The following is a 13,067-nucleotide window of genomic DNA, read 5'->3' as shown; positions in this document are numbered from 1 at the left end:
TCCCTGACGCGTGTGACGCATGTGAAAGTTGCTACTCGTGTGACAACTTCCCCGGCACACAAACGTCTGGAGCAGGCCCATGTCGTCGTACCTCACCGAGCGTCCCGAGCGGTCGCGCCGGCTGCGATTCGTCACCCTCAGCCAGCAGCTGCTGGCGCTCGCCGTCGTGGTCGCGGTGCTGACGCCGGCGGCGCGCACGGTGACGATGGACGTCCGGCCGGCGCAGCCGGTCGACGTCGTTCCCAGCCAGGTCGCGCTGCAGGCGGCGCCGGTCGAGGTGCCGACGGCGCCGGTCGACGCGGAGGTCGACCAGTACGCGCTCACCACGTCGAAGGGCGCGAGTGCCTCGCACGCCCGGACGACGGTGCGGGGGAGCGAGCGGGCGACGGCCGGTGGCGGCGAGGTGATCGACAGCGACGTCGTGCCGGTCGAGGGGTACGGCACCGTCGGCGTCACCTGGGCGCCCGGCTCCCACGTCGCCGACGACGCCATCGACGTGAAGGTCCGGACGAGGACGGGGAACGCCTGGTCGGGCTGGACCGACGCGGAGTACCACGACGAGCACGGCCCGGACCCGCGCACGGCGGAGGGCCGCAACGCCCGCCCCGGCACCGACGCGCTGCTGGTCGGCGAGGTCGACGCGGTCCAGGTCAAGGTGACCACCGACGACGGCGCTCCGGCCGACATGAAGCTCGCCGTCATCGACCCCGGCAAGGCCGACAGGACCGCCACGGAGCAGCCCGCGATCGACACCGCGAAGCTCGCGACGTCCGCCGCGGACGGCACGGACGGCACGGACCCCGTCACCCCGACCGACCCGGGCACCGACGACTCCGTCGAGCAGCCGCCGACCACGACCGACGACCTCTCCCTCCAGGCGGGCGTGTTCACCCCGAAGCCGAAGATCTACTCCCGCGCCCAGTGGGGTGCCGACGAGAGCCTGCGCGACAAGCCGTCGCTGAGCTACTACGAGGTGCACGCGGGCTTCGTCCACCACACGGTCAACGCCAACAACTACACGGCCGACCAGGTGCCCGGCATCATCCGCGGCATCTACAGCTACCACGTGCGGACGCGGGGCTGGAGCGACATCGGCTACAACTTCCTCGTCGACAAGTTCGGCCGCATCTGGGAGGGCCGGTACGGCGGCGTCGACCGCCCGGTCGTCGGTGCCCACACCCAGGGCTACAACCAGTACTCCTTCGCCATGTCGGCGATCGGCAACTACGACGTCGCGAGGCCGAGCAGCGCGATGGTCACCGCGTACGCCCAGCTGTTCGCGTGGAAGCTGTCGCTGCACGGCGTCTCGGCCGGTTCGACCGCGCAGCGGGTGGGCTCCAAGACCTTCCAGGCGATCAACGGCCACCGTGACGCCGGCCAGACGGCCTGTCCCGGCAAGTACCTCTACGCGATGATCCCGACGATCCGCACGAAGGCACAGGCCCTGCAGAAGTCGTGGAGGGGACGCGACGTCGAGTCGAACTTCACCGGCAGCGCGCTGCCCGACCTGGTGCTGCGGCGCAAGGGCGACGGGCGCGGCGTGATCGCGCCGGTCGTCAACGTCGACGGCCGCTACAAGCTGGCGCCGGTCGTCGACACCGGGCGCAGCTTCGCGGGCCTCAAGCAGGTCTGGCGGGCCGGGGACTGGGACCGCGACGGCAAGGCCGACGTGCTGGGCCAGCGGACCAGCGACGGGGCACTCGTGCTCTTCCGCGGTCTCGGCGACGGCAAGCTGGCCGCACCGACCGTGATCCGGACCGGTACGTCGGCGTGGCGGTTGATCGCGCCGGTCGGGGACATGACGGGCGACGGCTGGCCGGACCTGATGGCCGAGGCGAAGAGCGGCGCGGCGATGCGCATCATCCCGGGACGGGGCCTGCGAGGGTTCGGCAACAGCTACCCGGCGTACTCCGCGGTGACGGGCAGCGCCCACATCGCCGCCGGTCGTTGGAACAAGGAGGACGGGGCGCCCGACAGCATCGTGCGCAACGGCTCGAAGCTGACGGTCTACTTCGGCAACGGCCCGGGTGGATGGACCTCGACGCGGCTGCTGCCGCAGACCGCCGACGGCTACGACCGGTTGGTCGGCGTGCCCAGCGTCAACGGCGACTGGCACAGCGACCTCGTCGCCCGCACGACTGCCGGCAAGTACTACCTGCTCAAGGGCACGGCCACCAGCCTCGCCGCGCCCGTCCCGCTGGCCACGACGACGACGTACGACCTCATGGGGTAGGGGGCAAGCCCGTCCTGGTCGCTCAGGCAGGGAAGCGGGCAGTGGCGCGCTCGGCGGTGTACGCCGCCTCGAGCAGCTGCTGCACGGCCCGGGCGACCAGGACGAGCGAACCGCCCTGGGTGAGCGGTTCGCAGAAGGAGGCGGGCTCCGTGACGGGGTTCGCCACCGAGAGGAGGCGGCCGCCGCCGACCAACGTGCCGGCGGCTGCCTCCCTCCAGAGCTCGGCCTGGGACGTGCCGGGTGCGATGGCGAGGTCGTCGCCGGTCGGCGGGTCCCACGGGGTGAAGGCGTCCGGCTGCGACCAGATCTCCACGCCGACGTCGTTGACGCCCGCGGGGAGCGGGTCCTTGAACCGGACGCCCAGCGGCAGCAGCGCGCAGGCGAGCACGGCGGTGTCGGGTGCCTCACCGGCCCAGCCCTCGACCCTGTCGGGCCCGCACACGACGGCGGCCAGGTCGCTGCCCACCTCCGGCTCCGGTACGACGACCAGCCCGGCGCTCCACGCGGCACCGAGGAAGACCGTGCCCAGCCAGTGCGGCGGCAGGTCGATCCCGATCCGGTCGCCGCGCTCGAGACCGAGCTCGTCGACCAGCAGCGAGCCGGCCTTGGCGACCCAGTTCGCCCACGTCGTGACCGAGAGCTCGACGCGCTCGCCGGTCTCGTGGTCGTAGAAGGTCACCAGCGGGCGGCCCGGGTCCTGGCGCAGCCGTCGGCTGAGGACGTCGTGGAAAGTGGTCGGCGTCCCAGTGGTCACCCGTCAAAGATAGGGTGCCGCGCATGGTCGCTGACGAGATCCCCGGCTTCTGGGCGGTGGTCCCCGCCGGCGGGGCCGGCACCCGGCTCTGGCCGCTGTCCCGCTCGGGTTCCCCGAAGTTCCTGCACGACCTCACCGGTTCCGGTCGGTCGCTGCTCGAGCAGACCCACGACCGGCTCGCGCCGGTGGTGGGGGACCGTCTGATGGTCGTCACCGGCGCCGCCCACCGTGACGCCGTACGCCGCCAGCTGGACCAGCTGCCCGACGACAACGTCATCGCCGAGCCCTCGGCCCGCGACTCGATGGCCGCGATCGGCCTCGCCGCCGCCGTCCTCGAGCGGCGCGGGGCGGAGGTGATGGGCTCGTTCGCGGCCGACCACGTGATCGTCGACGACGCCCGCTTCCACGCGACGGTCGCCGACGCGGCGGCCGCTGCCCGCGACGGCTGGCTGGTCACGATCGGCATCGAGCCCACCTTCGCCTCCTCCGCCTTCGGCTACGTCCACCAGGGCGACGTGCTCGAGGGCCACCCGTCGGTGCGCCGGGTCGTCGAGTTCGTCGAGAAGCCGTCGGTCTCGGTCGCCGAGGAGTACCTCGCCACCGGTCGCTACCGCTGGAACGCCGGCATGTTCGTCGTGCGCCCGACCGTGCTGCTCGACCTGCTGGCCGAGCAGGACGCCGCGTTCGCCGCGAACCTGCGCGCCATCGCCGCCGAGCCCGAGCGGCTCGGGGAGCTGTGGGAGAAGCTGCCGCGGATCGCCATCGACCACGCGATCGCCGAGCCCGCCGCGGCCGCCGGCAAGGTCGCCACGGTCCCCGGCGCCTTCGGCTGGGACGACATCGGCGACTTCGACTCCCTCGCCACCCTGCTCGGCGAGCAGGAGGCCCTCACCGTGCTCGGCGACCCCGCCCTCGCCCAGGTGATCGGGAGCAGCGGCATCGTCGTCCCCGGCTCCGGCCGCACCGTCGCCGTGATCGGGCTCGACGACATCGTCGTGGTCGACACCCCCGACGCGCTGCTCGTCACCACCCGCGCCCGCGCGCAGGAGGTCAAGAACGTCGTCGCGGCGCTGAAGGACCAGGGCAGGAGCGAGCTGACCTAAGCCGTCCTCGTTCGTCGAGGAGGTTGCGCAGCAACCGTCACGAGACGCCGTGAGCCGGTGCTGGAACTGTGTCCCACAGTCCCGGCACCGGCTCACCTGGTCTCGTGACGCGTCGCTCAGTCCCTCGCTTCGCTTCGGGTCTGAGCCGACGCTCCTCGACCTTCGGCCTTCATCCGCGCGTTCGCAGGCTCACGCGCGGCGGCCTCAGTAGACGAAGGGCTCCGGGGCGTCGGTGAACGGGTAGTCCGTCATGAACTGCTTGAGGGCGGCGCCGCTGGCCTCGGAGCAGTACTGCCACACGCCGTAGGACTTGTTGGCGGCCGCGTCGTTGCGCCAGTGCGTGAAGGCGACGTGCATGCCCTTCGGGAAGCCCTTGCCGGTCTCCTTGCTGTCCGCCTTGGTCCACGGGGCGGCCTTGAACTTCAGCCGCTGGTTGGTGTCGTTGGCGTCGAGGGTCGCGGCCATCGCCTTGATCGCGGCGATCTCGCCGGAGTCGTCGGCGGCGGTGTCGTCGTACCAGAGGATCGTGTAGCCGTGCTCGAGGTTGTGCACGAGCGACTCGAGCTCGGGACGGGTGCCCTCGGTGTAGTAGCGGTCGGTGATCGGCGCCGGGGCGAGGCCGGCCTCGTTCCAGTGCTTGCCGTACGCCGGCGGGGCGTGGTCGTACTTGACCTGCTCCGACTTGTCGACGTGGTCACCGCTGCCGGTGGCCTCCTCCTCGGTCACCTTGCCGCACGTGGACGCGGGCGCGCCGATGTCGGCGAGGTCCTTGCCGGAGTAGCGCGCCTTCTCGATGGCGGTCTTGACCGGGCTCCACGCAGCGGCGCCGACGATGAGCAGTGCGACGAGCACGCACACACCGATGATCGCCCTGCCCTGACGCTTGTCGGCGCTCTTCTGCTTGCGCCGGATCTCTTCGATGACTTGGCGACGGTCCGACTTCTCGGACTTGCTGGACTTGGCCACGGTGCGGGGTACCTCGTCTTGGTGGGTGCGCGGAACGCGGTGAGTCTACGGACTGAGTGGCTGCAACCGCAGGCCGGTGTCGAACTCCGCCACCGACCAGCCGTGCGCGAAGGCCAGGATGTCGACCGCGGCCCTGCGGTCGGCCGGGCACAGGACCGTGCCGTCGGGCCCGGCCTGGGCGGCGATGCCGGCCCGCGCGAGGGCGTCGAGCAGCTCTCCGTGGCCGACCGGGGCTCCGAACGGGGCGCGGTCCTCGGCGGCTCCGCCGATCGCGCGCAGCACGGCCTCCCGGGCGCCGTACCCGAACAGGTCGGTGCCCTCGGGGCGGATCAGGGCGGCGGCACCGGGCCCGTCCTCGCCCACGGGCAGGACCAGGTCGGCACGGCCGCGGACCAGTGCGCAGGGGCGGGCGCCGAGCTTGCCCTGGGCGAGCTCGACGGCGGCAGCGATCTCGTCGGCGACGGCGGGGGCCGTGACCGCGAGCTCGTTGCCGTGGGCGTCGACGCGGCCGGCGAACGACTCGAGCACGACGAGGCCGGCGGCGCCGATCGCGATGTCGGTCTGGCCCTCCCGCCACGCGCGCCCGGCGGTGTCGGTCACGATCACGCCGACGTTGGCGCCGGTGCGCTCGCGGACGGCGGCGCGCAGCGCGCGGGCCGAGGCGTCGGGGTCCTCCGGCAGCAGGACGACGGACCCGGCGGCCACGTTCGAGGCGTCGATCCCGGCAGCGGCCATGGTCAGCCCGAGCCGGTTGCGCACGATCCGGGTCGCGCCGCGGACGGCGACCAGGCGCAGCGTCTCGCGGGTGATCCACGCCTCGCGCTCGCCGCTGACGACCCGGCCCTCGGCCTTGCTGACGACCTTGCTGGTGACGACGAGGACGTCGCCGTCGAGGACCTGCTCGGGCGCGAGCGCGGCGACCAGGAGATCGGCGAGGTCGTCGCCCGCGCCGATCTCAGGGACCCCGTCGGGCGCGAGGACGCTGAGCGTGCCGCCCATCAGCCGGCCACGAGCGCCAGCGCGGCCGCGGCCATCGCAGCGGTCGCGTCGTGGTCGGTCATCATCAGCGGCACGGCGGCCGCGGCGATCCCCGCCGCCTCCAGCCGGGCCACCTGGTCGGCGTCGCGCTCGTCGACCAGCCAGCCGTCGAGGACGCCGCCGGCCGACCGGGCGCCGTAGTTGAGGCCGACGCCGGCGGCGCTGACCTCCACGCCGATCGAGGTGAGCATCTGCTCGGCCATGCCCCGCACGTGCGAGGAGCCGACGATGGGGGACAGGCCGACGACCCGGGCCCCGGTCGCGCGGATGGCGTCGCGCAGCCCGGGCACGCCGAGGATGGTGCCGACGGACACGACGGGGTTCGACGGCGGCAGGAAGACGACGTCGGCGCCGGCGATCGCCTCGAGGACGCCGGGTGCCGGCGTGGCCTGGTCGAGGCCGACGAAGACGAGCGTCTCGGCGGGCACCCCGGCGCGCAGCCGGACCCAGTACTCCTGGAAGTGCACGACGCGCCGGCCGCTGGCCGCCTCCGCGTCGGCGACGGCCACGTGGGTCTCGGCGCGGTCGTCGGTCATCGGCAGCAGCTCCAGCCGGTCGCCGTACACCGGCTCGAGCCACCGCTTGCACAGCGCTGCCGTCACGGCCGAGAGCGGGTAGCCGGCGTCGAGCATCTGGGTGCGGACCAGGTGGGTCGCGATGTCGCGGTCGCCGAGGCCGAACCAGGTCGGCTCGACGCCGTACGCCGCCAGCTCGTCCTTGGCGCTCCACGTCTCCTCGCGCCGGCCCCACCCGCGCTCGAGGTCGATGCCGTCGCCGAGGGTGTACATCACGGTGTCGAGGTCGGGACAGACCTTGAGCCCGTGGACCCACCAGTCGTCGCAGGTGTTGGCGATGACGGTGACCTTGGCGTCCGGGGCGACCCCGGGCAGCAGGCCCGCCGAGATCCCGTGCAGGAGTCCCTGCAGGAACTTCGCACCGCCCATGCCGCCCGACAGGACGGTGATGTTGCGCAGTGTCACATCCGATGACGTCGTGCTGGAGTCCACGGGGGAGAACTCTGCCCTGAAGGCAGGGACGATCGTCCTGCGGGGCGGTGTATAGCAGACTCGGCCTTGACTCTTTGGGTATGACACGTATGTAATTCCACGTGTGTCGTTCGGGCACGGGTCGAGTCGTAAGGGGCGAAATCGTGAGGGAACTGTTCCTGGTCGAGGCAGAGACCGAAGAGCTGGGGTGGCAGGAGCGCGCGCTGTGCGCGCAGACCGACCCCGAGGCGTTCTTCCCCGAGAAGGGGGGATCGACGCGCGAGGCCAAGAAGGTCTGCCAGACCTGTGAGGTACGCATGGACTGCCTGGAGGCGGCGCTCGGCAACGACGAGCGTTTCGGCATCTGGGGTGGGCTCTCGGAGCGCGAGCGGAGGAAGCTCAAGAAGCGCGCCGTGTGACATCGGTCAGGCCCCGCGCCACGGTTCGCCCCCTTCGGACCGTGCGACGTAGGGTCTGACCTCGTGTCACACGAAGCCCGGGTCGCCGTCCTCCTCGTGAGTCACGACGGTGCCTCGTGGCTGCCGAACGTCCTGGCCGGCCTCCGTGCGCAGAGCGCCCCCCTCGACTCGGTCGTCGCGATCGACACCGGCAGCAAGGACGACAGCGCCGAGCTGGTGAAGGACGCGCTCGAGAAGCACGTCCCGCTCGCGATCCGCCGGCTGCCGGCCACCGCCGGGTTCCCGGACGCCGTGGCCGACGGGCTGCAGGCGCTGGCCGAGGCCCGTCGCGATCCCGAGTGGGTCTGGCTGCTGCACGACGACTCGAACCCGTCGCCGACCGCCCTCGCCGAGCTGCTCGCCGTCGCGGAGCAGCGTCCCGACGCCGACATCCTCGGCCCCAAGCTGCGCGAGTGGCCCTCGCTGCGCCGCCTGCTCGAGCTCGGCGTCACGATCAGCGGCACCGGCCGGCGCGAGACCGGCCTGGAGCGTGGCGAGTACGACCAGGGGCAGCACGACGACGTCCACGAGGTCTTCGCGGTCAACACCGCCGGCATGCTGGTCCGGCGCAGCGTGCTCGAGGAGCTGGGGGGCTTCGACGCGGCGCTGCCCATCTTCGGCAACGACCTGGACCTCGGCTGGCGAGCCGCCGCGGCCGGGCGGACGACGCTCGTCGTACCGAGGGCCGTCGTGTTCCACGCCGAGGCCGCGCACCGCGGGATCCGTCGCACGCCGCTGACCGGTCGGCACACCCACTTCCAGGAGCGGCGCGCCGCCCTGTTCACCCTGCTCGCCAACGTGCGCTCCGTGGCACTGCCCTTCCAGGTGCTGCGGCTGGTGCTCGGCACCGCGCTGCGCGCGCTGGGCCTGCTCTGCGTCCGCGCGGTCGGCGAGGCGCTCGACGAGCTCGCCGCGCTGGTCAGCGTGCTGCGCCATCCCGGCAAGGTGATGGCCGCCCGCCGCACCCGCGCCGAGGCGGTGCAGGCACTGCGGGGGGCCGACGGCCCCGACCGGGAGCGGGTACGACGCCTGCTGGCCCCGTGGTGGCTGCCCTACCGCCACGGCCTCGACTTCTTCGGCGACCTCGTCGCCGCCGCGACCAACCAGGCTGCCGACGTCGCCGACCGGCGCCGGGCCGCGGCCGCCGAGCGGGATGCCGCGACGGCGCCGCCCGCCGCGCGCCACCGCGACGAGGACGAGGACTTCGCGGACACCGGCTGGGTCGTCCGCTTCTTCACCAATCCCTACGCCCTGGCCACCGCGGTGGTCGTGCTGGCGCTGCTGATCGGTGTGCGCGACGTCGTCGGCGGTGTCAGCGGGGGAGCGCTGTCCCCGACGCCGGCCGGCGCCGGCGACTGGTGGCGGCTGCACCTCGAGGGCTGGCACCCGATCGGCTTCGGCTCCGGCCTGCCCGCGCCGGCGTACGTCCTGCCGCTGGCGGTCCTCGCGCTCCCCGTCGGGCCGTCGCTGCTGATCAGCCTGCTGATGGCCCTCGCCGCACCGATCGCGCTGTGGGGGGCGTGGCGCTTCCTGCGCGTCGCGGGTCGCCTCGTCTCCCCGTACGGCGCCCCGCGGTGGCTGCTGCTCTGGGGCTCGGTCACCTGGGCGCTGGTCCCGCTCGCCTCCGGTGCGTGGGGCGGCGGCCGCTGGGGCGTCGTGGTCGCGGCCGCGGTGCTGCCGTGGCTGGCGCACGCCGCCCTCGGCTTCGCCGACCCCGATGCCGCCCACCGCTGGCGCGCGGGTTGGCGCACCGGCCTGGCGCTGGCACTGCTGACCGCGGTGGCCCCGCCGTCGTGGCTGGTGTTCGCGGTGCTCATCGGCGTGCTGCTGGCTTCCGCCGTGCGCCTGATCCCGAACGAGGTCCGCGAGCGCTCGGTGTGGGGACCGCCCGTCGCCGCACTCGTCGTCCCGCTGCTCGTGCTGGTCCCGTGGTGGCTGCCGGCCGTGTTCGAGGGTGGCGCCGGCGGGCTGCTGCTCGATGTCGGTCGCTGGCCGACGGCGGCCTCGTCCGGCTGGGACCTGCTGACCGGCCGGTTCGGCGACCTCGGGGCGCCCGCCGCGGTCGGCCTCGTGCTCCCGGTGCTCGCCCTGCTCTCCCTCATCCCCGCCGCGACCCGCATCCCCGTCGTGGTCTGCTGGGTGATGGCCGCGGTCGCCGCCCTCGTCGGCCTCCCGCTCGCCCTGCTGTCGGTCGACATCGCCGGTGGCGGCGGCCAGCAGCCGGGCCTCGGCATCGTGCTCCTCCTGCTGCAGGGCGCCTGGCTCACGGCCGCGCTGCTCGGCGGTTTCTCTTTGCACCACCTCGGCGACCAGCTCCGCCCGGTCCAGGCCGGGCTGGCCGCGGCCGGCCTCGTCGGCCTGGTCGCCCCGCTGGTGGGCCTGGTCTGGTTCGCCGGCTGGGGTGGCGAGGACCTGACCGACGACCCGCCGTCCGACGTACCCGTCTACATGGCGCAGCGAGCCGAGGACGCCGACCAGTTCGGCGTGCTGGTGCTGCGGGGCAGCATCGCCGACGGCCTGTCCTACGAGGTGCACCGCGGCGACGGCAGCACCGTCGGCGAGGACGAGATCGCCGCACTCACGCCCGAGGACGACGAGGTCACCGCGATCATCCGCAGCCTCGTCACCGCCCCCGACCCCGACGCCGTGCAGGAGCTGTCGGAGCGCGGCATCCTCTACGTCGTCCAGGCCGCGCCCGCCGACGGAGCCGTCGCCGCCAGCCTCGACGCCACCACCGGTCTCGACCAGGCCAGCTCCAGCCGCGGCACCCGCGCCTGGCAGGTCGACCCGGCCCCCGGCCCGCTGCCGAGCCACCACGCGTGGATCCGCGTCCTGCTGCTGGTCGTCCAGGCCGCTGCGATCCCCGTCCTCGTCGTGCTCGCCCTGCCTCCGCTCCGAAGGAGTCGTGATGACTGACCAGTCCGGGCAGTCCCCGAAGGCCACCGGACGTCGCGCCTCCACCGGGCGCGAGCGCCGGATCGACCTGCTCGTCGCGCTCGCGATCCTCGCGCCCGCGGTCGTCGCGATCAGCGTCGGCCTGATCGGCCGCGAGGACAACCCCGTCGGCGGACCCCAGGCGCCCACCACGTCGGCCCTCACCTCGGCGACGGTCGTGTGCCCCAGCGGACTCGACGACGCCGGCACGGTCCGGGTCACGCGGACCCCCGACGTTCCCGGCGGCAAGCTCGCCGTCGCCACCGCGCCCCGCGTCCGGGGCAACTCCGCCAGCGTCACCACCCGCCAGGGCAAGGCGATCACGGTCGCCCAGGGGAGCAGCGTCGTGGTGCCCGTGAGCAACGGCCCGACCGTCGTCGACGGCCGCGGCAGGGCCGCTCCCGGCATCGTGGCCGGACGCGAGGGCAGGCTCGCCGTGCCGGAGTGCCGTGCCCCGTCGTACGACGAGTGGTTCGTCGGCATCGGCGCCTCCGCCCGTCACTCAACGGTCGTGGAGCTCGTGAACCCCGACGACGGCGACGCCGTCGTCGACCTCGCCCTCCACGGGGCCACCGGCCCGGTCGAGGAACCGGCGCTGCGCGGGATCGAGGTCCCGGCCCACGGCGTGAAGCGTCTCGACCTGGCACGCGTCGCGCCCCGCGAGGAGGCCACCGCCGCGCACCTGACCGTCGTCCGCGGCCGGGTGACCGCGACCGCGCGCACCACCTGGGACCCGCTCGGCCGTGGCCGTGTGACCACCGACTTCCTTCCGTCCGACGCCGACCCGGCGACCAGCAGCCTGCTCCTCGGCATCCCCGACAAGCCCGCGCAGGCCACGCTGTACGTCGCCAACCCCGGCGACGACGAGGTCCGCGTGTCGCTGCGGATGGTGACCGAGCAGGCCACCTTCACGCCGACCAACGCCCCGGACATCACCGTCGCGGCAGGCGCGATGGAGACCGTGGACCTGTCCAAGCTGCTGCGCGGTGCCGTGGCCAAGGGAGTCGTCGGCCTCGAACTGGAGTCGACCGGCCCGGTCGCGTCCTCCTTCCTCGGCCTGGTCGACGACGACCTCGTCCTGCTCGCACCGGCGCCCGAGGTCAGCGAGCCGGCGGCGGTCGTGGTGCCGACGGGTGCGAAGACACTCGTCCTGGGCGGGGCCCGCAAGACGGCCGTGGTCCACGTGACGTCGTACGACGCCCGGGGACGCGAGCTCGCGAAGAAGCAGGTCGAGATCGGCGCCGACCGCGCCGTGACCCTCGCGCTGCCCGCACAGGCCACCTCGGTGACCGTGCTCTCCCGCGCCACGCCGATCGGCGCCGTCGTGCTGCTGCCGGCCGGGGGCCGCAACGCCGGCCTGGCGACCCTGCGGGTGCGGCCGGCCGAGCTGGAGGCGCAGATCCCGGTCGTGATTCCGGCGGGCTGACGTTCGTCACTGGCTCTTGGGTCGGTGGCTCCTGGGGCGGCCGCGCGGCGCGTGTCGATCCGTTGCGTGTTGGTGACCCCTCGTTTGGTCACAGACCGCAGAAAAAACGGCCGGATCTCTGCGGTTCGTGCCCACTCGAGGGGGTCACCCCCGCGCCGCCCGCCGTTTCTGGACGGAGGAGCGAGCGAGGAAGGAGCGAGCGGGGGAGGAAGAAACGGCGTGGGCAGGCGGCGCGACATGCGCGAGCGAAGCGAGCGCCCAATCAACTCAGTCGTCGTCGCCCGGGTAGCGCGGGTCCACGTCGGCCGGCTCGATGCCGAGCAGCTCGGCGACCTGCTCGACCACGACGGTCAGGATGATCGCCTCGAGGTCGGCGCGGTCGTGGGCACGGTGCTCGAGCGGACGCCGGAAGACGACCAGCCGGGTCGGCGTGGCGCCTGACCCGCGCACGAGCGACGACAGCGGGACCCGGGCGGAGTCCCAGTCGTCGGGCAGCTGCGGGGTCTCCTCGACGGCGTACTCCAGCAGCCCGAGGTGGTCCGACCAGCGCGCGTCGATCTCGGAGACGACGTCGAGCAGGATCCGGTCGAAGAGCTCGCGCCGGCTGTAGGGCTTCGGCGGGCGGTGCTCGGACGAGGGCCAGGTCAGGGGGAGCACGGCAGGTCCCCGCATCCCGCGTCCCCGGCGGTCGCGCCGCGGCCGTCCCACGCGCGTGCTGACGTCGTCCTGCTCCACGATCAGCGAGCCTATCCAGCAGATGCGGCCGCGGGCGGTACCGTCTGCCGCGTGAGCGCGATTCCGGCACAGCAGGGCATGCGGACCTGCTCCCGTACGGCCTGCTCGCGCCGCGCGGTCGCGACCCTCACCTACGTGTACGCCGACTCGACCGCCGTCCTCGGCCCGCTCGCCACCTTCGCCGAGCCCCACGCCTACGACCTGTGCGACCAGCACAGCGAGCGGCTCTCGGCTCCCCGCGGCTGGGAGGTGGTCCGGCTCCAGCTCGGCACCCAGCAGCCCGGTCCCAGCGGCGACGACCTGCTCGCCCTCGCCAACGCCGTCCGCGAGGCGGCGCGGCCGGTGCCGCCGCGGACGGTCGAGCAGCCCCGCGAGAGCGGTCGCGAGGTCGCCCGCAAGGGGCACCTCCGCATGCTCACGACCGACTGACCGTC

At 73.5% G+C, this 13,067-nt stretch carries 11 protein-coding genes; 6 read left to right on the top strand and 5 right to left on the bottom strand.

The window, feature by feature from the left end; all coding sequences use genetic code 11:
* The first annotated feature begins 79 nt into the window (after positions 1-79).
* Positions 80-2,233 carry an FG-GAP-like repeat-containing protein gene (locus ASE20_RS18595; RefSeq protein ID WP_056896050.1) on the top strand — a complete coding sequence of 718 codons (2,154 nt, stop codon included), beginning with the start codon at positions 80-82 and terminating at the stop codon, positions 2,231-2,233.
* 22 nt (positions 2,234-2,255) lie between these two features.
* On the opposite strand, the gene ASE20_RS18590 is transcribed toward ASE20_RS18595, so the two are convergent.
* Complete coding sequence (locus ASE20_RS18590; protein ID WP_056896049.1) at positions 2,256-2,987, bottom strand: TIGR03089 family protein; 732 nt, start codon at positions 2,985-2,987, stop codon at positions 2,256-2,258.
* 23 nt (positions 2,988-3,010) lie between these two features.
* Between ASE20_RS18590 and ASE20_RS18585 the strand changes: the two genes are divergently transcribed.
* Positions 3,011-4,090 carry a mannose-1-phosphate guanylyltransferase gene (locus tag ASE20_RS18585; RefSeq protein WP_056896048.1) on the top strand — a complete coding sequence of 360 codons (1,080 nt, stop codon included), beginning with the start codon at positions 3,011-3,013 and terminating at the stop codon, positions 4,088-4,090.
* A gap of 204 nt (positions 4,091-4,294) precedes the next feature.
* Here ASE20_RS18585 and ASE20_RS18580 read toward each other — a convergent pair whose 3' ends face one another.
* Genes ASE20_RS18580 through cofD form a run of 3 tightly spaced genes read right to left on the bottom strand, consistent with a single transcriptional unit; the run spans position 4,295 to position 7,068 of the window.
* The gene (locus ASE20_RS18580) at positions 4,295-5,056 is read right to left on the bottom strand and encodes a DUF3105 domain-containing protein (RefSeq protein WP_056896047.1); all 762 of its coding nucleotides are present in this window, start codon (positions 5,054-5,056) and stop codon (positions 4,295-4,297) included.
* A 45-nt stretch (positions 5,057-5,101) separates the two neighbouring features.
* On the bottom strand, positions 5,102-6,055 hold the full coding sequence (locus ASE20_RS18575; protein ID WP_056896046.1) for a coenzyme F420-0:L-glutamate ligase: 954 nt from the start codon (positions 6,053-6,055) through the stop codon (positions 5,102-5,104).
* Positions 6,055-7,068: a 2-phospho-L-lactate transferase gene (gene cofD, locus ASE20_RS18570; RefSeq protein WP_082612665.1), complete on the bottom strand. Its 1,014-nt coding sequence runs from the start codon at positions 7,066-7,068 to the stop codon at positions 6,055-6,057. The genes ASE20_RS18575 and cofD overlap by 1 nt, the downstream gene beginning before the upstream one ends.
* 176 nt (positions 7,069-7,244) lie before the next feature.
* On the opposite strand from cofD, the gene ASE20_RS18565 reads away from it, so the two are divergent.
* From ASE20_RS18565 to ASE20_RS18555, 3 genes are all read left to right on the top strand, one after another.
* Complete coding sequence (locus ASE20_RS18565) at positions 7,245-7,499, top strand: WhiB family transcriptional regulator (RefSeq protein WP_056896045.1); 255 nt, start codon at positions 7,245-7,247, stop codon at positions 7,497-7,499.
* Positions 7,500-7,562: 63 nt separating this feature from the next.
* On the top strand, positions 7,563-10,454 hold the full coding sequence (locus ASE20_RS18560) for a glycosyltransferase (protein ID WP_056896044.1): 2,892 nt from the start codon (positions 7,563-7,565) through the stop codon (positions 10,452-10,454).
* Positions 10,447-11,898: a DUF5719 family protein gene (locus tag ASE20_RS18555; protein ID WP_056896043.1), complete on the top strand. Its 1,452-nt coding sequence runs from the start codon at positions 10,447-10,449 to the stop codon at positions 11,896-11,898. Before ASE20_RS18560 ends, ASE20_RS18555 begins: the two co-directional genes overlap by 8 nt.
* Positions 11,899-12,165: 267 nt before the next feature.
* Here ASE20_RS18555 and ASE20_RS18550 read toward each other — a convergent pair whose 3' ends face one another.
* Positions 12,166-12,633, bottom strand: a complete 468-nt coding sequence (locus ASE20_RS18550) for a metallopeptidase family protein (protein WP_225869241.1) — start codon at positions 12,631-12,633, stop codon at positions 12,166-12,168.
* A 78-nt stretch (positions 12,634-12,711) separates the two neighbouring features.
* Between ASE20_RS18550 and ASE20_RS18545 the strand changes: the two genes are divergently transcribed.
* On the top strand, positions 12,712-13,062 hold the full coding sequence (locus tag ASE20_RS18545; protein WP_056896042.1) for a DUF3499 domain-containing protein: 351 nt from the start codon (positions 12,712-12,714) through the stop codon (positions 13,060-13,062).
* The last annotated feature ends 5 nt before the right edge of the window (positions 13,063-13,067 follow it).

It is taken from the genome of Nocardioides sp. Root240 (genome assembly GCF_001428825.1).
Taxonomy (GTDB): domain Bacteria; phylum Actinomycetota; class Actinomycetes; order Propionibacteriales; family Nocardioidaceae; genus Nocardioides.
The sequence above is the reverse complement of the archived record's forward strand: the minus strand, read 5'-3'. Positions and strand labels throughout refer to the sequence as shown.

What these genes read in the sequence shown, in the direction of transcription:
- ASE20_RS18595 (WP_056896050.1), top strand. Translation starts at nt 80, where the DNA reads ATGTCGTCGTACCTCACCGAGCGTCCCGAGCGGTCGCGCCGGCTGCGA.
- ASE20_RS18585 (WP_056896048.1), top strand. Translation starts at nt 3,011, where the DNA reads ATGGTCGCTGACGAGATCCCCGGCTTCTGGGCGGTGGTCCCCGCCGGC.
- ASE20_RS18575 (WP_056896046.1), bottom strand. Translation starts at nt 6,055, where the DNA reads ATGGGCGGCACGCTCAGCGTCCTCGCGCCCGACGGGGTCCCTGAGATC.
- ASE20_RS18555 (WP_056896043.1), top strand. Translation starts at nt 10,447, where the DNA reads ATGACTGACCAGTCCGGGCAGTCCCCGAAGGCCACCGGACGTCGCGCC.
- ASE20_RS18545 (WP_056896042.1), top strand. Translation starts at nt 12,712, where the DNA reads ATGCGGACCTGCTCCCGTACGGCCTGCTCGCGCCGCGCGGTCGCGACC.